Below are 21,231 nucleotides of genomic sequence, written 5' to 3'. Positions count from 1 at the left end.
GACTCACAGGAGCGGTGCGGCGGCCGCAAGGGAGGAGATCACATCGCGGCGGACCCCGGCCCGGTTCACGCCTCCTGAGCGCCGGTCAGTTCGTTCGCGCGGTCGACCTCCGCCATGTGCTCCTCGGCCCAGTTCCGGACGGCGGCGAGCACGGTCTCGAGGGACAGGCCGAGTTCGGTGAGCCGGTAGTGCACGCCGGGCGGCACGGTGGGTTCCACCCTGCGCGCGACCAGGCCGTCCCGCACCAGGTTCCGCAGGGTCACGGACAGCATCTTCTGGGAGACGCCGGGCATCCGGCGCAGCAGCTCGGCGAAGCGCACCTCCCCCGGTGCCGCCTCGGCCAGCACCTTCACCGCCATCGACGTCCATTTCGTACCGATGCGGTCGAGGAGTCGACGGGTCGGGCACGCGGGGTCGAACAGGTCGCCGCGCGGGGCGGTCGCGTCCTTGGCCTGGGAGGTCACCTGAGGCTCACCAACTGACGGGAAAGTGCGGTCTGGTGGAGCCCAGGCTAGTTACCTAACGTGCCCTTGTCACCATTGGTTACTCAGGGGGTCGTCCATGACTGTCCCGTCCGTTCCCGGCGTGCGCTTGCGCCGGATCACCGTCAACGGCGTCGGGCTCAACGTCGCCACGGCCGGTCGGGGCCCGGCCGTCCTGCTGCTGCACGGCTTCCCGCACACCTGGCGGCTGTGGTCCGAGGTCATCGGCCCGCTGGCCCGCCGGTACCGGGTGATCGCGCCGGACCTGCGGGGGTTCGGCGACAGTGAGCGCCCCGCCGGGGGATACGACCCCGGGACGCTCGCCGCCGACGCCGCGGGCCTGCTGGAGGCGCTCGGCGCCGGTCCGGCCGTCGTGGCCGGCATCGACCTGGGCGCCCCGCCCGCCTTCCTGCTGGCCATGCGGCGGCCCGGACTGGTACGGCGGCTGGTGCTGATGGAGTCGGTGCTGGGCGACCTGCCGGGCGCCGAGGAGTTCTTCGCCGGCGGCCCCCCGTGGTGGTTCGGCTTCCACGCGGAGCCCGGTCTGGCGGAGACCGTGCTCGCCGGGCACGAGGAGGCGTACATCGGCTGGTTCCTGGACCGCGGCACGCTCGGCCGGGGCGTGCGGCCGGACGTCCGTGCCGAGTTCGTCCGCGCGTACACCGGTACCGGGGCGCTGCGTGCCGCGTTCGGCGCGTACCGGGCGCTGCCCGCCGGCGCACGCCAGATCCGGGAAGCCGTGGCCGGCGCCCGCCTCACCGTGCCCGCGCTGGCGATCGGCGCCCACCCGGTGGGCCGGGCGCTGGAACGGCAACTGCGGCCGTACGCCGACCGGCTGGCCGGACACGTGATACCGGACTGCGGCCACATCATCCCGCTGGACCGCCCGGACGCGCTGCTGGGCCTGTGGGAACCGTTCCTCGACGCGGACGAAGGGCGGTACGGTCAGCCGGCCGGCGCAAGCGCGCTCACGAGGGGCGCGTCGCCGACGCCGCCGTCACCGTGACCTTGTTGTCGCACTCGGCGATCTGCCCGTCCACCAGGGCGACTTGGTGCTTCCCGGCTCCGGGCAGGCCGACCACCAGGGACGGGAACATGGAGGGCGTGGCGCCGGAGACGCAGTACCCGTCCGCCTCGCCCTGCACCTGGACGAAGGTCAGCTTCACCCAGGCCCTGCCGCCCGGCGCGAGCCGCACCGGGGCCGCGATGCCCTTGCGGGTCACGTGCAGCGGGAGGTTGCGCTCCGGGGAGCCGTTGCCGGCCACGGCCACCGTCGGGTGGCCCCGCACCACGCACGCCCGCGTGGAGACGTTGGTGAACTGGACGACCGCCGCTCCGGTGCCCGTGCCCGGGGGCCGGTGGGCGGCCTGGTACGCCGTGGCCTCCAGCGACTCGGGTGTGCAGGCTGGCACTTTCGGGACGGAGGCCGTGCCGGCCGGGGCCGCCTCCGCCGAGGCGGCGCCCGCCGTCCGGGCGGCCGCCGGTGACAGGGTCGCGGCGACGGCGGCCAGAGCCGCCGCGGTGACGCGGATGCTGTGTCGGTCGCGCATGGCATGTCCCCGGTTGTCCTCGGTACGTGGTCGGGGGCGTCCGTCAAAGCGCCGGTGCTCACCGGTGAGGACGCGGCGCCGGGCTCGTCGCCACGGACGGACGCCGGGCACCGGGTTCCCCGGTGTGCCGGCTGTGACACCTGTGGCGTGAGTGCATCGACGGCGTTCGGAGAGGCGGAAGACGTACGGAAAGTCGCGAGGTACGCGGAAACCGGAGGAGGTACACGGACGGCGCAGGAGGTACACGGAAGGCCGGGCGCAGGACCGGCGCCGGATGGGCGCGGACGGTCGTGGGCCGGCTCCGGCGGCGTGGCGTCCGCCGGGCCGGCGCGGTCCGCGGTGAGGATGGCGCCCGGCGGGAACCTGGGAGGCGGTGGGCGGAGATGACGGTGAACCGTGTCGGCCTGGTCGTGCACGGCGGACGCGCCGAGGCGGAGACCGCCGCGCGCGAGGTGCGCGCGTGGTGCGCCGAGCACGCGGTGGGATGCGCGGACATCGACGTGTGGCAGGAGGGCGCGCGGCACAGCGCCCGCGAGGAGGTCGACAGCGCGGGCGACCCCGACCTGATTGTCACCCTGGGCGGTGACGGCACGTTCCTGCGCGGTGCCCGGCTCGCGGCCGAGAACGACGCCCTGGTGCTGGGTGTCGACCTCGGCCGGGTCGGCTTCCTCACGGAGGTTCCCGCCACGGCGGTGCGGGACGCGCTGGACGCCGTACAGGAGGAGCGGATCAACGTCGAGAGCCGGATGCTCCTCACCATGCGGGCGTCGTGCCGGCTGGAGGTGCCGGCGCAGATGGAGACGCTGCTGCGGTACGGGCGGGGACCGCTGCTGCCCCCGCCGAAGGTGCGCGGGGAATGCGAGGTGGGCGACGACTGGGGTGTCGCGCTGCACGTCATCGCGCTGAACGACGTGGTCCTGGAGAAGCTCGCCCGGGACCGGCAGGTGTCGGTCGGGGTCTATCTGGCGGGCCGGCTGCTCGCCTCCTACTCGGCCGACGCCCTGCTGGTGGCCACGCCCACCGGGTCCACGGCCTACAGTTTCGCCGCGGGCGGTCCGGTGGTGTCACCGCGGGCGGACGCCCTGGTGTTCACCCCGGTCGCGCCGCACATGGTGTTCAACCGTTCGGTGGTGGCCGCACCCGACGAGCCCATCGCGTTGCGCGTGCTGGAACGGTCGGGGCAGGCCGCGGTCAGCATCGACGGCCAGCTGCGCGGAGTGCTGAGCCCCGGCGACTGGATCGGCGTGTACGCCGCCCCGCGCCGGCTCAAGGCGGTCCGGCTCGGTCCGATGGACTTCTACGGGCGGCTGCGTCAGCGCATGAACCTCACCGACGCGCCGGCCGCGCTCGCCGACGGGGAGGCCGCTCCGCTGTGGCCGGTGACGAGTCCGCGGCCGGGCGATCTGGCCCATCTGGCCCTGCCCCCGGCCCCCGGGGACACACCCCGGCTGTCCTGAGACATGACCCGGACGGATGGCCGTGCGCACCACGGGGTGCCGCGGCGCGTCCCTGCGCCCCGTGGTCGTGTATTCCGTAGCGTGAACGGGGGCAGGCCCCACCGGAACAAGGAGATCTCCGATGTCGACAGTCGAGCTGAACACCAACGTCGGCCGGATCGTGCTGGAACTGAACGACGCCGAGGCGCCCAAGACCGTCGAGAACTTCCTGTCGTACGTGCGGGGCGGCCACTACGACGGCACGATCTTCCACCGGGTGATCAACGGCTTCATGATCCAGGGCGGCGGCTTCACTCCGGACATGGACCAGAAGCCCACCCGGGAGCCCATTCAGAACGAGGCGGACAACGGGCTGAGGAACGACAACTACACCGTGGCGATGGCACGGACGAACGACCCGCACTCCGCGACGGCGCAGTTCTTCATCAACGTGTCGGACAACGCCTTCCTCAACTACTCGGCGAAGAGCCCGGCCGGCTGGGGCTACGCCGTGTTCGGCAAGGTCACCGAGGGCCAGGACGTCGTCGACTCCATCAAGGCGGTCAAGACGGCCAGCCGCCACGGCCACCAGGACGTCCCCACCGAGCCCGTGGTCATCGAGTCCGCCAAGGTCCTCGGCTGACGCACACCCGCCGCGGGGCGGCGCCGGACCACCGGCACCGCCCCCTGCTCTCCTGGTCCCCGCGGCCGCGGGCTCAGGACTCCGCCCGGCCGGGACCGAGCCGCCGCAGCGTCCCCTCGATCCGGGCCACCACGGCCTGCTGCTGCGCCGTCAGGTAGAAGTGGCCGCCGGGGTACACGTGCAGCTCGAACGGGCCGTCGGTCTCCTGGTCCCAGGTCCGGGCCTCCTCGGCGGTCACGCGGGGGTCGGCGTCGCCGGTCAGCACGACGATGGGGCAGCGCAGCCGTGGTCCGGGGGCGCGCCGGTAGGTCTCCACCGCGCGGTAGTCGGCCCGCAGCGCGGGCAGGATCATCTCCAGCAGCTCCTTGTCCTGGAACAGGGCGGTGTCGGTGCCGTCGAGCCTGCCGACCTCCTCGAGCAGGCGTGCGTCGCCGCCCTCGTGGACGGTCTCGGTCCGGTGCAGGGACGGGCCCCGGCGGCCGGAGAGGAAGACCACCGCCGGTGGCCGCCCGGCGGCCTCCAGCAGCCGGGCCAGCTCGAAGCCGACCAGGGCGCCCATGCTGTGTCCGAACAGCGCCAGAGGCGTGCCGTCCCCCTCGTCCAGCGCGCGGAACACCCCTTGGGCGAGTTCCTGCACGGACCGCGCCGGGGTTTCCGCGAGGCGGTCCTGCCGGCCGGGGTACTGCGCCGCGAGCACGTCGACCGCGGGCGACAGCGCCTTGGAGACGGGGAAGTAGAAGCTCGCGGAGCCGCCTGCGTGCGGCAGGCAGAGCAGCCTGGGCGCGCCCGGCGCCGCCTGGTGGAAGCTGCGCAGCCACAACCGGTGTGCCGCGCCGTACCGGTCGGTCATGTGTCCCCCTCGGTGGAACGGAAGGTGGTGCCGTCCTCGGCTCCTCCATCCGATCACGAGTGATCACGGTTGACCCGCCACATCCGCCTCCTTAGACTCACATTCCAGAGATGGACAGCGAGTCTACGGAGGACGGCGTGGTCGAGGGAGGCGCGGACGCGTACGGATCGGACGGGGACGGCGCGGACGAACACCTCATCCGGGAGACCGAGAAGATCGCCGTCGCGCTGGGCCGCATGTTCCCCGGTCTGTGCGAGGTGGTGCTGCACGACCTGAGGCATCCGGACCACGCGATCCGCGCGATCGAGAACAACCTGTCGGGCCGTCGGGTGGGCGACTCCGCGACCGAGTTGGGCCTGGCCCGCATCGCCGACCCGCAGTACCCCAGCGTCATCCAGAACTATCCCAACCAGTTCCCCGACGGCCGCCCGGCGAAGAGCACCTCCATCGGCATCAAGAACGCGGCCGGCGAGTACGTCGCGGCCCTGTGCCTGAACCTGGACGTGTCCGTGCTGTCCCCGGTCACCCTGGCGCTGTCCAACCTGGTGGCCACCGACACCGAGCACCGTGGCCGGCCCCTGGAGTCCCTGCGGGACCGTACCGCGCGCGAGCTGCGCCAGGCGGTGGAGGCCCGGGCGGCCGAGCGCGCCGCCACACCCCGCTCGCTGAGCCGGGAGGACAAGAAGGCCCTCGTACGGCAGCTCCAGCGGGACGGCTACTTCGACTCGCGCGACGCGGCCCAGACCATCGCGGACCTGCTGGGCGTGTCCCGGGCCACGGTCTACAACTACGCGAAGTGAGAGGTCACCTGCCCATGACGTCCGGGTCCGTCCCCGCTCCGTCCGCCCTCGCCGGACCCTTCCCCGCCGCCGGGAGCCTGGCGGATCCCGACACCCCGTTCGCCGTGGTCGACGTGCACCGGGTGCGGCGCAACGCCGCCCGTCTGCGAGCGCGGGCGGACCGCCTCGGGGTCACCCTGCGCCCGCATGTGAAGACCGCCAAGAGCCTGGACGCCGCCGCCCTCCTGCACGACGGCACCCCCGGCCCCGTCACGGTCTCCACGCTCGCCGAGGCCGAGGCGTTCGCCGGTGCCGGCTGTCGCGACATCACCTATGCCGTCGGCATCGAACCGCACAAACTCCCGCGCGTCGTCGCCCTGTCGCGGCGCGGTGTCACCCTGCGCGTCCTGCTGGACAGCACCGAGCAGGCGATGTTCGTCGCCGCGGCGGCGCGGGAGGCCGGCATCGCCCTTCCCGCCCAGATCGAGATCGACTGCGACGGCCACCGCGGCGGCCTCAGGCCCGATGCCCCGGGGCTCACCGGCATCGCCGGCATCCTGCACGACGCGGGCTGTCTGGACGGTGTACTGACCCACGCGGGCGAGTCGTACTTCTGCTACACCGCGGAGGAACGGCGCGAGGCGGCGCGGAACGAACGCGATGCCGCGGTCGCCGCGGCCGAACGGCTCCGCGCGGCGGGTCTGCCCGTGCCGACCGTCAGCGTGGGCTCCACCCCCACCGCCCACGCCGCCGAGGACCTGACCGGAGTCACCGAACTCCGCGCGGGCAACTACGTCTTCTTCGACCTGGTGATGGCCGGACTCGGCGTCTGCGGCCTGGACGACCTCGCCCTGTCGGTCGTGGTCACCGTGATCGGCCACCGTCCCGAGTACGGCTGGATCGTCACCGACGGCGGCTGGATGGCCATGTCCCGCGACCGCGGCACCGCCGTCCAGCCGCAGGACCAGGGCTACGGCCTGGTGACCGACCTGTCCGGCACGCCGATCCCGGGCCTGGTCATGACGGCCGCCAGCCAGGAACACGGCACCCTCACCGCCCGCGACGGTGCCGCCCTGCCCGATCTGCCCATCGGCACCCGCCTGCGTGTCCTGCCCAACCACGCCTGCGCCACCGCCGCCCAGCACCAGGGCTACCACGTCATCGACGGCTCCGGCGGCACGCGAGCGCCGGTGCCCGGTGTCGAGGCGTACTGGCCGCGCGTCACCGGCTGGTGACCCCGCCCGCCGCCGGTCCGTCCGCCCCGCACGTCTCCCCCACCCCCGCCCGTCAAGGACACTTCGAGGACACCCATGGCCACCGCCGCTCCGCCCGTCACGTTCGCCGATGTCCGCGAGGCCGCCGCCCGCCTCCAAGGCATCGCCCACCGCACCCCGGTCCTCACCTCCCGCACGCTGAACGCGCTGGTCGGAGCGGAGGTGTTCATCAAGGCGGAGAACTTCCAGCGGATCGGCGCCTTCAAGTTCCGCGGCGCCTACAACGCCGCCGCCCAGCTGCCCCCGGACCGGCTGGCGAGGGGCATCGCGGCCTACTCCTCCGGCAACCACGCCCAGGCCGTCGCCCTGGCCGCCCGGGAACTGGGCACCACCGCCGTCATCCTGATGCCCGAGGACGCCCCCCGCTCCAAGAGGGAGGCGACCGCCGGATACGGGGCGGAGGTCGTCACCTACGACCGCTACACCGAGGACCGCACCGCGCTCGGCCACGCCCTGGCCGAGGACCGCGGTCTCGACCTGATCCCGCCCTACGACCACCCCCATGTCATCGCCGGCCAGGGCACCGCCGCACTGGAACTCCTCGAGGAGACCGGTCCGTTGGACGCCCTCCTCGTGCCCGTGGGCGGTGGCGGCCTCATCGCCGGCAGCGCCACCGCCGCCAAGGCGCTGCACCCGGGCACGCGCGTCATCGGCGTCGAGCCGGAGGCCGGTGACGACACCAAGCGCTCCCTGGAGGCCGGCACGCGGGTCACCGTCCCGGTCCCGCGCACCATCGCCGACGGACAGGCTCTGGCCACCCCGGGCGAGATCACCTTCCCCCTCAACCAGCGCCTGGTCGACGCCGTCGCCCTCGTCAGCGACGCCGAGATCGTCACCGCGATGCGCTTCGCCTTCGAACGCCTGAAGATCGTCCTGGAGCCGAGCGGCGCGACGCCCCTGGCCGCCCTGCTGGCCGGACGCATCGACAGCCCGCCCCGGCGGATCGGCGTCATCGCGTCCGGCGGCAACATCGACGTGGACCGCTTCACCGCGCTCACGGGACGGCCGGACCTGGGGTGACGCAGCCGCGCAGGCGCGGGTGCGGACGATCTCGGGGTGCGCGAGGCGGGGAGTGGACCGGCCGGCACGGCCCCGCCTCCGCACCCGGCCGGCTCCCGGACTCGCCGCTCACGTCTCCCCCCAGTCCCAGGTGTCGAAGTACGCGGCCACGCCCGTGCGGCGGGCCGTCGTCACGGCGTCCAGACGCGCGAAGTCCTGGGCCGGCATCAGTGGTCGCCACGCCTCCAGCGACAGCACGCGGAACTCGTCGTGCTCCTCCGGGTCGAGAGTGATGCCCTGGATCTGCGCGTCGCTGAGGCGGCCGCCGTCGAAGACCAGGCCCATGGTGCTGTACGGCCATTCCTCCCCGGGCAGTCCGTAGACCGCGGCCAGCAGCCGTGGCGGGCCGGAGACCGTGATGCCGGTTTCCTCATGGCACTCCCGCACAGCCGTCTCCCAGGGCCGCTCACCGGGCTCCATCGTGCCGCCGGGCATCTGCCACGGATGCGCGGGGCTGTACAGGGAACGGAGCTGGACGGGCCGGTCCCGCTCGTCGGTGAAATGGACACAGGCGAATCCGGTGGCCTTCATCAACTGCTCGGCGTACTGCTCGGGCGGGAGCCAGACACGGCTCACGGCGTCTCCTTTCCCCCGGTCCGCGACGGCTGGTCGTCCGGGTGCGTCGCCGGGTCCAACGAACCGGCCGCGATATCGAACACACGTGTTTCGGACGGACCGCGAGCCGCCGTACGGAGCGGGTCCCGGAACATGCGGGGTGCACGGACCCTTGTCCGGCAAGAAAAGCGCCGGGGACGCGGTTGGCCGAAACGCCGCTGTCGCGGGGCGGCGGGCCGGCCACCGCCGGGCCCCGCGCGTCGTGGCCTTCCGCCCGGGTACCCGGCACGCGCTGGACGTCCTGAAGAGAGCAAGCGAGCGACAGAGTCGGAGGCCGGAACCATGCCTGCGCCGGCACGATCCGCCGCGGCGGATTCCCGAGAGCGCCGCCGTGCCACCGCCCGTTCCGCACGTCCGCGGAGCAGGGTGCCGGAGACCGGGGACGAACCCGATCTGCCGGGCCAGTACCTGGCCCAGATCGCAGCGACCCCACTGCTCACCGCGGAGGACGAGGTGCGGCTGGCCCGGCGCATCGAGGCGGGTGTGCACGCCGCCGGGGAACTGGAACGGGCCGACGCCGGCGAGCACGGTCCCACCGCGCACGGGCGCCGGGAGCTGGAGGCCGCAGTACGGAGCCGCCGACGTGCTCCAGGCCCCGGAGGTGGCCGAGTACCGGGCGCTCGCCGAGGAGCTGAGGGACGCGCTGGGCACGCCGGCGCCCCGTGACTCCGTGATCCTAAGTCTGCGGTACGGGCTGCACGACGGGCAGCCCCGTACCCTCCAGCAGGTCGCCGACCAGGTGGGCCTCAGCCGGGAGCGGGTCCGCCGGCCGGGGAAGGAGTCCCTCGGCCGGCTGCGGGCCCCGGAGGCGGGCGAGCGCCTGCCGGCGTGGCCGGGCTGACGGCGCGAACGGGTACGGGGGCGCGCGGGCCGAGCGCGTCGCCACACCCCTCCGGTCTCCCCCTCACCTGGTCCGGCGTACCGCACGACGCGGCGTTCAGCCCTCGGCGCGGGCCACGAGCAGGGCCACGTCGTCGTCGCCTCCCGGGGGCCGGAGCCTCTCCAGGACGCTGTCGCAGGTCTGGGCGAGATCCTGGCCGGCCGTCGCGGTCAGCGCCTCGAGGAGGGTGCCGAGACGGGCGTCGATCGGGTCGCAGCGGGTTTCGACCAGTCCGTCGGTGTAGAGCGCGAGTTGGTCGCCGGGGCGGAAGTCGAACGCCGTCGTCTCGAAGGCCGTGCCGCCGACGCCCAGCGGCACTCCGGACGGAAGGTCGAGGAGCCGCGCCGGCCGGCCCGCCCGGACGAGGGCCGGCGGCAGATGCCCGGCGAGGCTGATGCGGCACTGGCCCTGCCCGGGGTCGTACCGGCAGTAGGCGCAGGTGGCGATGGTGTGCTCGACGTCCTCGGTGAGGCGGTCGAGCTGCCGGAGCACTTCCGCCGGTTCGAGGTCGAGCCCGGCGAACGCGCGGGTGGCGCTGCGCAGTTGCCCCATGCTGGCGGCGGCGTTGATGCCGCTGCCCATCACGTCCCCGACGACCAGCGCGGTCCTGTCCCCCTGGAGGTGCATGGCGTCGAACCAGTCGCCGCCGATCTCGCTGACGGCTCCGGCCGGCAGGTAGCGGCAGGCGATCGTCAGGCCGGGCAGGCGGGACGGCAGCTGCGGGAGCAGGCGGCGCTGGAGGGTGAGGGCGGTGTCGCGCGCGCTCTGGTACCAGCGTGCGTTGTCGATGCAGGTCGCGGCGCGGCCGGCCAGCTCGCAGGCGAGCAGCGTGTCGTCCTCGTCGAAGGGCGCGGCGGTGCCCACGCGCGCGAGGCTCAGCGCTCCCAGGACCTCTCCGCGGGCCAGCAGCGGCACGGCGAGGTAGGAGTGCACCCCGGTCGCCTCCAGGAGGGAGGCGTCCTCGCTGGTGCGGGCGATCCGCCGCAGGTCCTGGCGGGTGGTCTCGGCCACCAGCACGGGCCGGCGGGTGCGCACGCACCGGGTGAGCAGGCGGTCGCTGTCGTAGACGGCGATCCTCCCGGGCGGTTCGGCCGTGGGCGCGGGTTCGGAGGCGTGGACCCCCGCGGTGGCGACGGTCCGGAAGCGGGCGGGACCGGTGAGGGACGGGGCGCGCCCGCGCAGGACGCTGTCGAGTACGTGCACGGAGACCATGTCGGCCAGGTCCGGGACGACGACCCGGGCCAGCTCGTGCGCCGTCTGCTCCACGTCGAGGGTCGTACCGATGGAGGCGGAGGCGTTCGCGATCATGGACAGCCGGTTCCGGGCCCGGTTCGCGGCGAGGGCCGCCTCGTGCCGCTCGGTGATGTCGACGACGGACGTGACCACGCCGAGCACCCGGCCCGAGGCGTCCTCCAGCCGGTGGTACGACGCCGACCAGGCGTGCTCGCGGTGCGGGTCGGCGGCGGGGCGGCCGGCGACGTGCTGGTCGGTCATCGGCTCCCCGGTTTCCAGGACACGGCGCAGACAGTTCTCGACGGCCTCGGCGTCCAGGAAGGTCAGGACGTCGCGGACCCGCCGGCCGACCTGTTCGGTGGCGGAGAGGCCGTGCATGCGTTCGAGTGCCGGGTTCACGGTCAGGTAGCGCAAGTCGGTGTCGAGGATGGCCAGGCCGATCGGGGACTGGGTGACCAGGCGTGCCGAGAGGGCGACGTCCCGCTCCACCCGTGCCACGGTCGCCTGGTCCACCGCCAGGCCCAGGGCGTAGGTGTCGCCGAGGTCGTCGAGCAGGCGCATGTTGCGGAACTCCACCAGCCGCGTGCTGCCGTCCTTGTGCCGGATCGGGAAGGCCCCCGCCCAGTCGGTGCCGGACTCCATGACCTCGGCGAACAGCGTGATGACCTCGTCCCAGTGCTCCTCGTGGACCAGCAGGCGCGCCGCGAACCGGCCCAGCGCCTCGTCCGCGGTGTAACCGAACAGCTCCTCCGCCTGGGGACTCCAGAAGACCACGCGCCCGTTCGTGTCGAGCACCACCGCGGCGACGCTCAGCAGGTCGAGCAGGCTGGTGGGCGACGAGCCGGCACCGGCCAGGGGCCGGCCCCGGCCAGGACGGGAGACGTCCGTTTCACCCATACGCCGCTTCTCCTCTGCCGGTCGGTCGGAGCGCGCCGTGGCCCGTCGGAGCCGCCGGGCGGGAGGCGGCGGCCGGGCACCGGTCGTCACACCGGGGCGCGGCCCGCCACGTCTCCGCCGGGGTCGTCGGCCAGCGTCACGGACGCGGTGATCCGCTTGCCGACCGGTTCCCGGCGCACCTCGAAGCCCTGGCACACGGCCATCACGATCTCAAGCCCATGCTGCCCCACCCGGCCCGGATCGGCGGCCTTGGCGACGGGCAGCACCGGCGCGGTGTCCCAGACCGCGATCCCGACACCGCCCCCGGACAGCTCCAGCTCGACCAGGCACGGCCCGGGCGCGTGTTTGCAGGCGTTGGTGACCAGCTCGCTGACCACCAGCTGGACCACGCCCATCACCCGCTCCGACACCGGCAGGCCGTGGTCGTCCTGCACCCGGGCGAGGAACGCGCGCGCCAGCTCACGGGCCGCCGCGATGTCGGCGGGGCTGCCCTCGTACGCGGCCGACGCCGTGACGGGTCCGGCCCGGTCCGTCCGCCGCTCCTCGTTCCGGGCGACCTCGTCCATACCAACCGCCCTCTGCCTGAGCGCCTGATCCCTACCTCGCGTGTACCCAGAAACGGCCGGTATCCGGCCTGGCCGGGGCCGGCGAAGGCATGAGCGAGGCCGGTGCGGGCCGCGCCGTCCGGTGCGACCACGGACGGCGCGGTGGTCAAGCGACCCCTGGGCGGGCATCATGCGGGGACCTGACGGGCGGACGACGGGGGGCCGATGGTCGGCGGGGTACGGCGGGACGGGGACGGCGGCGCGGCAGCGCGCGCCGGCCGCGACGCTCCAGGGGGCTCCCCCGCTCCCGCCCGCGGCGGGCCTCGTACCCGGGATGCGCGAACGGACCCGCCGGACACCGGTCCTCCTGCCCGCTGCCCCGGGCCCCGCCCCGCGCCGACGGCACCGGCACGGTCCTGCGCGCCGGCCAGCTGTGCCCCGACGGCGTTCAGCGCGGGGGCGGCCCTCACCCGTCAGGGCGACCCCGGCGCCGGTGCCTACGGGTCGGGACAGGCGTACCGCCCAGCCGGACGACCAGGACCACCTCGGGAGGACTCAGTGCACCTCAAGCCCCGACGCACCGCTCCGCGCCTGCTGGCCGCCGCCGTGCTCGCCGCCACCGCCGCGCTCGGCGCCACGTCGCCCGGCGCCGCCGCGGCGGACGGAGTGACCGGCGCGGAACCGGCGGCGCCCCGTGTGCCGTTGCGTGTGGCCACGTACAACATCCATGCCGGAGCCGGAGAGGACGGCGTCTTCGACCTCGACCGCACGGCGGCGGCGATCCGGGACCTGGACGCCGACGTGATCGGCCTGGAGGAGGTGGACGTGCACTGGGGTGCGCGGAGCGGTTTCACGGACGAGGCCCGGGAACTGGCCGGAAGGCTGGGCATGCGGGTCTTCTTCGCGCCGATCTACGACCTCCCGCCGGCCACGCCCGGTGCGCAGCGGCGGCAGTACGGCGTCGCGGTACTGAGCCGCGAGCCGGTGCGGGGCGCCTGGAACCACGAGATCACCCGGCTGTCCACCCAGACGCCCGACCCGGTGCCGGCCCCCGCGCCGGGCTTCGCCGAGGTGACGGTCGGGGTCCGGGGCGTCCTGGTGCACGTGTACGCGACCCACCTGGACTACCGGGCGGACCCCTCGGTCCGGCGCGCCCAGGTCGACGACATGCTGGGCGTCCTGGCAGCGGACCGCGGCCCGAAGGTGCTCCTCGGCGACTTCAACGCCGAGCCGGGCGCCCCCGAACTTGCCCGGCTGTGGGGCCCGTTGGCCGACGCGGCCCCGGGCGGCGGCAAGACCTACCCGGCGGCGGACCCGGTCAGGCGCATCGATGTCGTGACGGTCTCGCCGGACGTCACCGTCACGGGCACGCACGAGTCCGGCACCACGGCCTCCGACCACCGCCCGGTGGTCGCCGACCTCCTGCTGCACCGCCGGGGCCGCTGACCGCGCCGCGAACGGTCTACCGTGCTCCTCGCACCTCACGGCCGGCGTGGCGCCGTGCTCGACGCGTCACGGCGAGGAGCACGAGTGCGACGGCCTGGATCGCGGTGACCACGGTGATCAGGAGCGGGACCGAGTAGCCGTACAGGGCTCCGGTCAGCGCGCCGCCCGCCAGGGTCGCGCCGCCCACCACCCCGGCGAAGACGCCGTACGCCGTCGCCCGGCGCGGCGAGGGCACCAGGTCCGCGACGGTCGCCCGCAGCGTGGACTCCTGGATGCCCGTCGCCGCGCCCCACACCAGCGCACCGGCCACGGCCGGGGCGACGCTGTGCGTGAACGCCAGTGCGGGCACGGCGGCGGCCAGCACGGGCAGGACCGCCAGCACCCGCGGGCCGGTCCGGTCGTACAGCCAGCCGGTGGCCAGGGCGGCCACCGCGTCCACGGCCATCGCCGCCGCGTACAGCACCGGCACCCACGCCGTCGTCATCAGGTGCTGCTGGACGAGGTGGTACGACAGCACGCCGAAGGTGGTGAAGCCGGCCGTGGTGACGGCGGTGAACGCCGCGTACGTCCAGAAGGCGGCGGGCAGACGGCGAGGGGGCGGAGGGCCGTCCGGCGCGGAGTCACCGGGCAGGGCCGTCGCCTGACGCTCGTACGCCTCCGGGTCCGGTACCCGTGCCCGGAGCCGGAACAGGAGCACCAGCACCGCGGCGCCGGGCACGGCGAGCACCCCGAGCGCGGGGCCGTAGGCGTCCCCGCTCAGCGCGAGCACGCCCGCCACGGTCAGCGGACCGATCAGCGCGCCCACCTGGTCCATCGCCTCGTGGACGGCGAAGCCACGGCCACGTCCGGTCGCGGCCGTGGCGTGCGACAGGAGGGTGTCCTTCGCCGGGGAGCGCACCGCTTTGCCCACCCGTTCGGCGATCACCAGGGCGCAGGCGACCCACAGCACGCCGGCCACGCCCAGCGGGGGCACGGACAGCACGGTCAGGGCGTAGCCGCCGATCGACAGGCCCCAGAAGCGGCGCGTGCGGTCGGCCAGCGGTCCGGACACCAGGCGCAGGCCCAGCGCCGCCGCCTCACCGGCGCCGGTGACCACACCGACGACCAAGGAGGAGGCGCCGAGGGACGCCAGCAGCGGGCCGGTGACCGAGCGGGCTCCTTCGTACACGAAGTCGGCGAGGAGGCTGACCACGCCGAACCACACGATGAAGCGCCACGGCCCCATCCCGTCCGGCCGCCCGGCTTCCGGCCCCTCGGCCCGCGCTGCCCGCACGCCCGCACCACCTCCGCGACTGCCTCGCCCAGCATGCCCCGCGGCGCCGGGCGGGCGCGAGACGTCCCGCCCCGGAACACCGCGCCCCGCGTCCCGGACGCGCCACGGCCGCCCGTCGGCATCGAGTCCATCGGGTACCGATGCGGCCGAGTCCTTCTCGTCCCGCCCGCGATGAACACCTCGCTGCGGCAGGCCCGCTTCGACGACGGCGGCCCGCTCGACGGCAGCGGTGCCGGGCGGTCCCGTTCGGCGGCCGGAGCGCTGCCGTCCGCGGCCCGTGCGCTCCTCTCCCCCTGCGTGCGTTGCCTGGAGACGGCCGCGGCACCGGCCCGGAGGGGTGCGGGCTCCCGAGTCGGCGGGTCCGGACGTGGGCCGCCGACGGGGCCGCGCCCTGGACGGGGTGGGGGCCGCCGAGCCGGACGCGGTGGGCCGCCGGCTCACCGCGTCCGGCGTACGCGCCGCACGGCGGTGAGCCGGTCCGGGACCTGTGCGGGCGGGTCGGACGCCGGCCGAAGCGCGGGGCCCGGAGGGTCGTACCGTCGCTGGGGTGGAGCCGCAGGTGGTACGCGCGGTGGTGGTGACGGCCGGGCATGCCCGTCGCCGCCTTCCGACGCCTCGACGTACCACCCCTTGCCGTCACCGAACCCGGCGGCCGGGCCGGGCGGTGGGACCCGCGCCTGGGACGCCCTCTGTCCGCACCGCGGAACGGCCGGCCGCCCGCCGAGCGGGGGCCGCGCCGAAACGGGACGGCCCGGGAGTCCGCCGGAAACGCACCCGGAGGGCCCTTCGACGACCCGGTCGGGACCGCCCGCCCCCGCGCGCTCGCGACCGCTCGGCCAACTCGCCGAAGACCAGGCCGAATCCGCGGGTGCCCGCACACAGGGGCGCGACCGTGCCGGGTTCTCACCGGTTCCCGTCGTCCCTCGTCGGTTCGGACACGCCGTACCGCGTGACCGGCACCCCGCCGAGGCCCGTCCCCCGTACGCCCGCCGGGACCGCAGCCGGCACGGACCGGGCCTCAGGGAGCCGTGCGCCGCCGGGGTGGTGTGAAGGCGTACAGGCCGAGGATGTCCGGCAGGGGGGCCACGCCCGGGCCGCCCGCGCGCACCCAGGTGACGATGTCCTCGGTCGCGTCCGGGTCGTTGACGAGCCCCAGCCAGACCGGGCGCGCCCCGGCGGCCCGCCCGGCGGCGGACGGCTGTACGACGATGACGTTGGCCTGCTCGCAGACGTCGAGGCAGTCGGAGACACGCACGGGCACCTCGGCCCGCAGCCGCGCGGTCTGCGCCGCGTGGTCGACGCCGGTCACCTTGGGGCTGCCGCAGCAGCAGTCCCGGCACACCACGACCCGGCACGGTGCCGCACCGGTCCCCTGCGCCGCCTCGCCTGCCGCTTCTTCCGCCGGCCTGTCGGGCACGCCGCGCCACTCCCCTCCCGGGGAGCCCGCCCCGGTGTCACCTCTCAGGGTGATCATCCTTTCATCCCGGGCGACGAGCCGTCACCCGGTCGCCGTACGGCGCGTCACCCGCGGGGACGACCCCTGTTCGTCACTCGAAATGACTAATGACGGAACGTGCACCCCTTGTGCCGACCGGCCCCTCCCCCGTTCGGAGTTGCGGCCGTACGAGCGACATGAGTCCGTTGGTGTCGTGTCCTGCCGGATCTCACTCAGGAGGAGACACATGGGCACCAACCACAACGGCCTGCCGGCCGAGAAGCTGAACGTCGTCTTCGCGGTCCGCGTGGTCGAGGGCGGCGAGCAGGGCTTCCTCGATCTCTACGAACACCTCCGCAAGTCCGTGTCCAACACCCCCGGCCACATCGTCGAGCGGCTCGGAGAGCCCGTCGACGACTCCCGCCAGTGGGTGATCACCAGCGAGTGGCGGTCGGCCGAGGACTTCTTCGCCTGGCAGCAGAGCCAGGAGCACCAGGAACTGGTGGCCCCGCTGCGCCAGTGGGTCGACCAGCGCCAGTCGATGCGGTTCCGGGTCGTCAAGGAGACCAAGGGGGTGTCCGCATGACGGGCACCGTCAACGGCCCCGTGGCCGTCCTCGGTCTGGGCACGATGGGCGCCGGCCTGGCCGCTCGCCTCCTCGAACAGGGCGTGCCGGTCCGGGTCTGGAACCGTGACCCCCGGCGCACCGCGCCGCTCGCCGAGGCGGGCGCCCACGTCGCCGACCACCCCGCCGACGCCGTCGCGGGCACGAGCGCCGCCCTCTGCGTCGTCTCCGACGGCGAGGCCCTCGGCGCCGTACTGCACGGGCCGCACGGCGTGCTGGCCGACGGCCCGTACCCGGGCGTCCTGGTCTGCGCGAGCACCGTCGCCCCCGACGAGGTCACGCAGATCGCCGGTGACGCGCCCTCGGTCCTGGACGTCGGCATGCTCGGCAACCGCGACCACGCCCGCGACGGGGAGCTGCGGCTGTTCGCCGGCGGCGACAAGCGCGTCTTCGACGCCGCCCGCCCGCTGCTGGAGACGCTGGGCAAGGAGGTCGTCCATCTGGGCGCACTGGGGTCCGGCATGCGGATGAAACTGCTCCTCAACCTGCTGATGGGCATAGAGGTGCAGGCCCTGGCCGAGGCCACCGAACTGGCGGGCGCCTGTGGCCTCGACCGGCAGCTGGTCCTCAAGACCGTCGCGGGCAGCGGTTTCGCCTCGCCGGTCATGGCGTTCAAGTCCCGGCGCCTGGCCTCCGGCCGCTTCGACGAGCCGGACTTCAGGCTGCGGCTGATGGCGAAAGACCTCATGCTCGCTTCCAAGCAGGCGGCGACAGTCGGCCTGAGCCTGCCGTTGGCGACCGCCGCGGCGGAGACCCACGTCCGTGCCACCGAGCAGGGACTGGGCGACCAGGACTGTGCCGCGGTCACCCGCGCACTCGTACCGAAACCGGAAACCGACACGTGATCATCGACATCCACGGGCATCTGTCCCCACCGGAAGCGGCCGAACGCTTCCCCATGCCCCCGAGCCTGACCGACGTCGACGGCATGCTCGCCGCCCGCGCCGAGGCCGGGATCGACCTCACGATCATCGGCAGCCCCGTCGGGGCCGGCGCGATGGCGAGGGTGCCGGGCGTCGACAACTACGCCCAGCCCCGCGACCGGCTGCGCCGCTTCCACGACTGGATGTCGGGGCTGATCCGGAGGTTCCCGGACCAGTTGCGCGGCTACGTGTACGCCAACCCGTTCGGCGACGACGACCACCTCGAAGGGGTCCGGGAGACCCTCGCGGACCCGGCCTTCGTCGGTCTGATCACCACGTCCAGCGTGCACGGCGAGCTGCTCGGCTCGCCCCGTGCCGACTCCTTCTTCGCGCTGGCCGCGGAGGCGGGGGTGCCGGTGCTGGTGCACGCCCCGGCCGAGCCGGCCGGTACGGAACGGGTGGACGAGACCGGGTTCGTCGAGCAGATCGGCCGCTTCGGCGACGTCACGATGGGCATGGCCATGATCGCGTTCGCGGGGTGGCTGGACAAGTACCCGGGTCTGCGGTTGATCGGCGCGACCGGCGGCGGCGCGATGGCGCTGCTGCCGGAGCGCCTGCGGACGGCGGCGCGCCCCCGGCACTGGGCCGGGGGCGCGCCGCCCCCCGGGCGGTCCGGGGCCGGGGCGTCCGACGCCGCTCGCCCGGAAGCGGGGGGCCGGGCGGCCACGGAGCGGACGGCCGAGGACCATGCCGCCGAGGAGCGGACCGCCGGCCGGCCGGTGGCCACGGCGGTCCAGCGGCCCTCGGCCGACCCGGCCGCCGCCCTTGGCCGCATGTACGTCGACACCAGCCCCTTCAGCGCCGCGCACCTGAGCCTGAACGCCGAAGTGCTGGGCCCCGAAAGGATGTTGTTCGGCACCGACTCGCCGCCGATGGCCGCGCCGCTGGAGGACTTCGTCCACATGATCGAGAAGTTGCCGGTCGACGAGGCGTCCCAGCGCCTCATCCTCGGCGGCAACGCCCAGACCCTCTTCGACCTCGGGAGCCGTCCGTGACCACCATGCAAGAGGCCGTCGCCGCGGCGGAGCGGTGCACCCCGGAGTTCCGCCGCGATCCGCACGCGGTCTACGCCCGGCTCCGCGACGCGGCGCCCGTCTGCCCCATGAGTCCCCCGCACGGCAACGAGACGTACTTGATCACCCGGTACGACGACGCGCGGGCCGCCCTGGCGGATCCTCGGCTGAGCAAGGACATGTACGGGGCCATGGACGCCTACCGGAGGATCTTCGGTGACTCCTCCGTCGCGCTGGACGACAACATGCTCAACTCCGACGCGCCGAAGCACACCCGGCTGCGCCGGCTGGTCAACTCGGCGTTCACCCCGCGGCGCGTGGCGGCGCTGCGGCCGCGGATCGAGGAGATCGTCCGGGACCTGCTGGACGGGTGCCCCACCCGGGAACCCTTCGACCTGCTGCCCGTGTTCGCGTTCCCGCTGCCGATCATCGTGATCTGCGATCTGCTCGGCGTGCCGGCCGAGGACCGGGCCCGGATGCAGCACCTGTCCACCACGGTGGCGCAGACCGGCTTCGGCGAGGAGGCCAAACGGGCCCAGCAGCAGGCGGAGGAGGACCTGCACGCCTACTTCACGGACCTCATCACCGCCAAGCGGGAGCGTCCGGCCGACGATCTGCTCAGCGCGCTCATCGCGGCCCGCGACAACGACGGCGGGCTGACGGAGGGCGAACTGGTCTCCACGGCGTTCCTGCTGATGTTCGCGGGTCACAAGACGACCGCGTACCTCATCGGCAACGCCGTCCACCACCTGCTGTCGCATCCCGCCCAGCTGCGGGCCGTACGGGAGGACCCGGAGCTGATCCGTGCGGCGGTCGAGGAACTGGTGCGCTACGACGGCTCGGTGGAGAGCGCGACGTTCCGCTACGCGACCGAGGACGTGGAGTACGGCGGGACACGGATCCCCAAGGGAGCCCTGGTCCAGATCGCGCTCAGCGCGGCCAACCGCGACCCGCGGAAGTTCGACGCGCCGGATGAGCTGGACGTGCGGCGGCCGGGCAACGCGCAGGACGCCCATCTCGGTTTCGGGCACGGCAGCCACTACTGCCTGGGGGCCCCGCTGGCGCGGCTGGAGACCCAGCTGGCCCTCACCCGCCTGTTCGAACGGTTCCCCCGGATGGCCCTGGCCGACCCCGCCGGCGGGCCGCGCTGGCTGGAGGTCCCGTTCCCGGCCTTCCGGGGCCTCGCGGAGCTGCCGGTCGTCCTCGATCCCGCGGGGTGAGGGGCGGCACGACGTGGCAGGCACCACCGCCCGGCCGGCGCGACCGGCCGGGCGGTGGTGCCTGTGGGGCGAGGGCGCGCCGGTGGGGCCGGGGCCTGTCCTCCCGGGACAGCGCACCTAGGCGCTGGGCGGCAGTTGGGCCGGGCTGACCCGTTCGCCCAGCACTTCCGCCATGAACTGCACCAGCCAGCGCTGGGACGGGCTGCGGGAGGCCTCGTGCCGGGCGTAGAGGGCGACCTCGATCGGCTCGGTCTCGAACGGCAGGCGTACCAGGCGCAGGCGGTGCGAGGCGGTGAAGACCTCCCCGACGTACTCGGGGACGATCGCGATCAGGTCGGTGCGTTCCAGCAGGTACGGCAGCATCGAGAAGCGGGTGGCGTCCACGGCCGCCCGGTCCAGGAGCCCGTGGGTGGCGAGCACGGACCGGGGGACGAGGTGTCCGCTGGGGCCGTACACCGTGGCGTGGTGCTCGGCCGCCAGCTCGGCCAGGGTGACGGACTCGCCCCGGACGCGCGGGTGGTCGGCGGCGACCATGCCGACGTAGCGCTCGTGGAAGAGCGGGATGCGCACGGTGCGGTGGGAGGTCAGGACGGGGGTGGCGACGAACGCGTCGAGTTCGCCGCTGCGCAGCCGGCCCTCGGCGTCGTCGACGTCCAGGGCGCGGACGGTGAAGGACACCCGGGGAGCGCGTGCGCGGGCGGCAGCCACGAGCCGGGGCAGCAGGGTCACCTCGCCGAGGTCGGACAGGGCGACGGTGAAGCGGCCCGGCATGGTCGCGGGGTCGAAGTCGTCGCCCTGGCGGACCGCCCCGTCGATGTCGGCCAGGGCGCGTTGCAGCGGCTCGTAGAGGCGGCGGGCGCCGGCGGTCGGGGTCAGGCCGCGGCCGGTGCGGCGGAAGAGGTCGTCGTCGAAGTGCCGGCGGAGTTTGGCGAGGCTGTAGCTGACCGTCGGCTGGGTGACGTGGAGGGTCTCGGCGGTGGCCGTGACGCTGCCGGTCTCGTAGAGCAGCACGAAGACCCGGGCGAGGTTGAGATCGAAGCTGCTCATATCGAT

At 74.2% G+C, this 21,231-nt stretch carries 21 protein-coding genes and 1 pseudogene; 13 read left to right on the top strand and 9 right to left on the bottom strand.

Annotation, left to right across the window (positions count from 1 at the left end):
* Positions 1-65: 65 nt before the first annotated feature.
* Positions 66-464 carry a winged helix-turn-helix transcriptional regulator gene (locus tag LG395_RS24345; protein WP_225811194.1) on the bottom strand — a complete coding sequence of 133 codons (399 nt, stop codon included), beginning with the start codon at positions 462-464 and terminating at the stop codon, positions 66-68.
* A gap of 97 nt (positions 465-561) precedes the next feature.
* Between LG395_RS24345 and LG395_RS24340 the strand changes: the two genes are divergently transcribed.
* Complete coding sequence (locus LG395_RS24340; RefSeq protein ID WP_225811193.1) at positions 562-1,488, top strand: alpha/beta fold hydrolase; 927 nt, start codon at positions 562-564, stop codon at positions 1,486-1,488.
* Here the strand turns inward: LG395_RS24340 and LG395_RS24335 are convergent.
* The gene (locus tag LG395_RS24335) at positions 1,451-2,032 is read right to left on the bottom strand and encodes a DUF4232 domain-containing protein (protein WP_225811192.1); all 582 of its coding nucleotides are present in this window, start codon (positions 2,030-2,032) and stop codon (positions 1,451-1,453) included. The two genes, LG395_RS24340 and LG395_RS24335, sit on opposite strands and share 38 nt — an antisense overlap.
* 383 nt (positions 2,033-2,415) lie before the next feature.
* Here LG395_RS24335 and LG395_RS24330 point away from each other — a divergent pair, with 383 nt between their 5' ends.
* Both LG395_RS24330 and LG395_RS24325 read left to right on the top strand, forming a co-directional pair.
* Positions 2,416-3,489 (top strand): NAD(+)/NADH kinase, encoded by a 1,074-nt coding sequence (locus tag LG395_RS24330; protein ID WP_171158849.1) that lies wholly within the window; start codon positions 2,416-2,418, stop codon positions 3,487-3,489.
* A gap of 121 nt (positions 3,490-3,610) precedes the next feature.
* On the top strand, positions 3,611-4,111 hold the full coding sequence (locus LG395_RS24325) for a peptidylprolyl isomerase (protein WP_225811191.1): 501 nt from the start codon (positions 3,611-3,613) through the stop codon (positions 4,109-4,111).
* 73 nt (positions 4,112-4,184) lie between these two features.
* Here the strand turns inward: LG395_RS24325 and LG395_RS24320 are convergent, their stop codons facing one another.
* Entirely contained in the window at positions 4,185-4,961 is a 777-nt protein-coding gene (locus tag LG395_RS24320) for a thioesterase II family protein (RefSeq protein ID WP_308071314.1), read from the bottom strand.
* A gap of 110 nt (positions 4,962-5,071) precedes the next feature.
* Here LG395_RS24320 and LG395_RS24315 point away from each other — a divergent pair, with 110 nt between their 5' ends.
* The 3 genes from LG395_RS24315 to LG395_RS24305 all read left to right on the top strand — a co-directional run bounded on the left by LG395_RS24315 (position 5,072) and on the right by LG395_RS24305 (position 8,034).
* On the top strand, positions 5,072-5,761 hold the full coding sequence (locus tag LG395_RS24315; protein ID WP_225811190.1) for a helix-turn-helix transcriptional regulator: 690 nt from the start codon (positions 5,072-5,074) through the stop codon (positions 5,759-5,761).
* A 14-nt stretch (positions 5,762-5,775) separates the two neighbouring features.
* Complete coding sequence (locus LG395_RS24310) at positions 5,776-6,975, top strand: alanine racemase (RefSeq protein WP_225811189.1); 1,200 nt, start codon at positions 5,776-5,778, stop codon at positions 6,973-6,975.
* 75 nt (positions 6,976-7,050) lie between these two features.
* The gene (locus LG395_RS24305; RefSeq protein ID WP_225811188.1) at positions 7,051-8,034 is read left to right on the top strand and encodes a threo-3-hydroxy-L-aspartate ammonia-lyase; all 984 of its coding nucleotides are present in this window, start codon (positions 7,051-7,053) and stop codon (positions 8,032-8,034) included.
* Positions 8,035-8,142: 108 nt separating this feature from the next.
* Here LG395_RS24305 and LG395_RS24300 read toward each other — a convergent pair whose 3' ends face one another.
* On the bottom strand, positions 8,143-8,649 hold the full coding sequence (locus LG395_RS24300) for an NUDIX domain-containing protein (protein WP_225811187.1): 507 nt from the start codon (positions 8,647-8,649) through the stop codon (positions 8,143-8,145).
* Between LG395_RS24300 and LG395_RS41915 the strand changes: the two genes are divergently transcribed.
* Together LG395_RS41915 and LG395_RS41910 are read left to right on the top strand one after the other, a co-directional pair.
* Entirely contained in the window at positions 8,575-9,354 is a 780-nt protein-coding gene (locus LG395_RS41915; protein ID WP_443743012.1) for a sigma-70 factor domain-containing protein, read from the top strand. The two genes, LG395_RS24300 and LG395_RS41915, sit on opposite strands and share 75 nt — an antisense overlap.
* Positions 9,269-9,529, top strand: a pseudogene (locus tag LG395_RS41910) (sigma factor-like helix-turn-helix DNA-binding protein); the annotation flags it as partial. The gene LG395_RS41915 and the pseudogene LG395_RS41910, both read left to right, overlap by 86 nt.
* A gap of 96 nt (positions 9,530-9,625) precedes the next feature.
* Here the strand turns inward: LG395_RS41910 and LG395_RS24285 are convergent.
* Positions 9,626-11,698, bottom strand: a complete 2,073-nt coding sequence (locus LG395_RS24285; protein ID WP_225811185.1) for a SpoIIE family protein phosphatase — start codon at positions 11,696-11,698, stop codon at positions 9,626-9,628.
* 86 nt (positions 11,699-11,784) lie between these two features.
* Positions 11,785-12,264: an ATP-binding protein gene (locus LG395_RS24280; RefSeq protein WP_225811184.1), complete on the bottom strand. Its 480-nt coding sequence runs from the start codon at positions 12,262-12,264 to the stop codon at positions 11,785-11,787.
* 537 nt (positions 12,265-12,801) lie between these two features.
* Here LG395_RS24280 and LG395_RS24275 point away from each other — a divergent pair.
* Entirely contained in the window at positions 12,802-13,689 is an 888-nt protein-coding gene (locus LG395_RS24275; RefSeq protein WP_171158842.1) for an endonuclease/exonuclease/phosphatase family protein, read from the top strand.
* Positions 13,690-13,705: 16 nt separating this feature from the next.
* On the opposite strand, the gene LG395_RS24270 is transcribed toward LG395_RS24275, so the two are convergent.
* Both LG395_RS24270 and LG395_RS24260 read right to left on the bottom strand, forming a co-directional pair.
* Entirely contained in the window at positions 13,706-14,962 is a 1,257-nt protein-coding gene (locus tag LG395_RS24270) for an MFS transporter (RefSeq protein WP_225811183.1), read from the bottom strand.
* A 1,018-nt stretch (positions 14,963-15,980) separates the two neighbouring features.
* A complete protein-coding gene (locus LG395_RS24260) occupies positions 15,981-16,307 on the bottom strand; it encodes a hypothetical protein (protein WP_372463467.1) in 327 nt (108 codons plus the stop codon).
* 337 nt (positions 16,308-16,644) lie between these two features.
* Between LG395_RS24260 and LG395_RS24255 the strand changes: the two genes are divergently transcribed.
* The 4 genes from LG395_RS24255 to LG395_RS24240 are packed head-to-tail and all read left to right on the top strand — an operon-like array spanning position 16,645 to position 20,178.
* Positions 16,645-16,983 carry an antibiotic biosynthesis monooxygenase family protein gene (locus tag LG395_RS24255; protein ID WP_171158841.1) on the top strand — a complete coding sequence of 113 codons (339 nt, stop codon included), beginning with the start codon at positions 16,645-16,647 and terminating at the stop codon, positions 16,981-16,983.
* Complete coding sequence (locus tag LG395_RS24250; protein ID WP_171158840.1) at positions 16,980-17,867, top strand: NAD(P)-dependent oxidoreductase; 888 nt, start codon at positions 16,980-16,982, stop codon at positions 17,865-17,867. Before LG395_RS24255 ends, LG395_RS24250 begins: the two co-directional genes overlap by 4 nt.
* Entirely contained in the window at positions 17,864-18,940 is a 1,077-nt protein-coding gene (locus LG395_RS24245; RefSeq protein ID WP_225811181.1) for an amidohydrolase family protein, read from the top strand. The genes LG395_RS24250 and LG395_RS24245 overlap by 4 nt, the downstream gene beginning before the upstream one ends.
* Before the next feature lie 5 nt (positions 18,941-18,945).
* Positions 18,946-20,178, top strand: coding sequence for a cytochrome P450 family protein (locus LG395_RS24240; protein WP_263982986.1), 1,233 nt, complete (start codon positions 18,946-18,948; stop codon positions 20,176-20,178).
* 117 nt (positions 20,179-20,295) lie between these two features.
* Here LG395_RS24240 and LG395_RS24235 read toward each other — a convergent pair whose 3' ends face one another.
* Positions 20,296-21,225, bottom strand: a complete 930-nt coding sequence (locus LG395_RS24235; protein ID WP_171158837.1) for a LysR family transcriptional regulator — start codon at positions 21,223-21,225, stop codon at positions 20,296-20,298.
* Positions 21,226-21,231 lie beyond the last annotated feature (6 nt).

The organism is Streptomyces spinosus, from assembly GCF_020400655.1.
GTDB classification, from domain to species: Bacteria; Actinomycetota; Actinomycetes; order Streptomycetales; family Streptomycetaceae; genus Streptomyces; species Streptomyces argyrophylli.
This window is presented reverse-complemented; position numbering and strand designations above follow the sequence as displayed.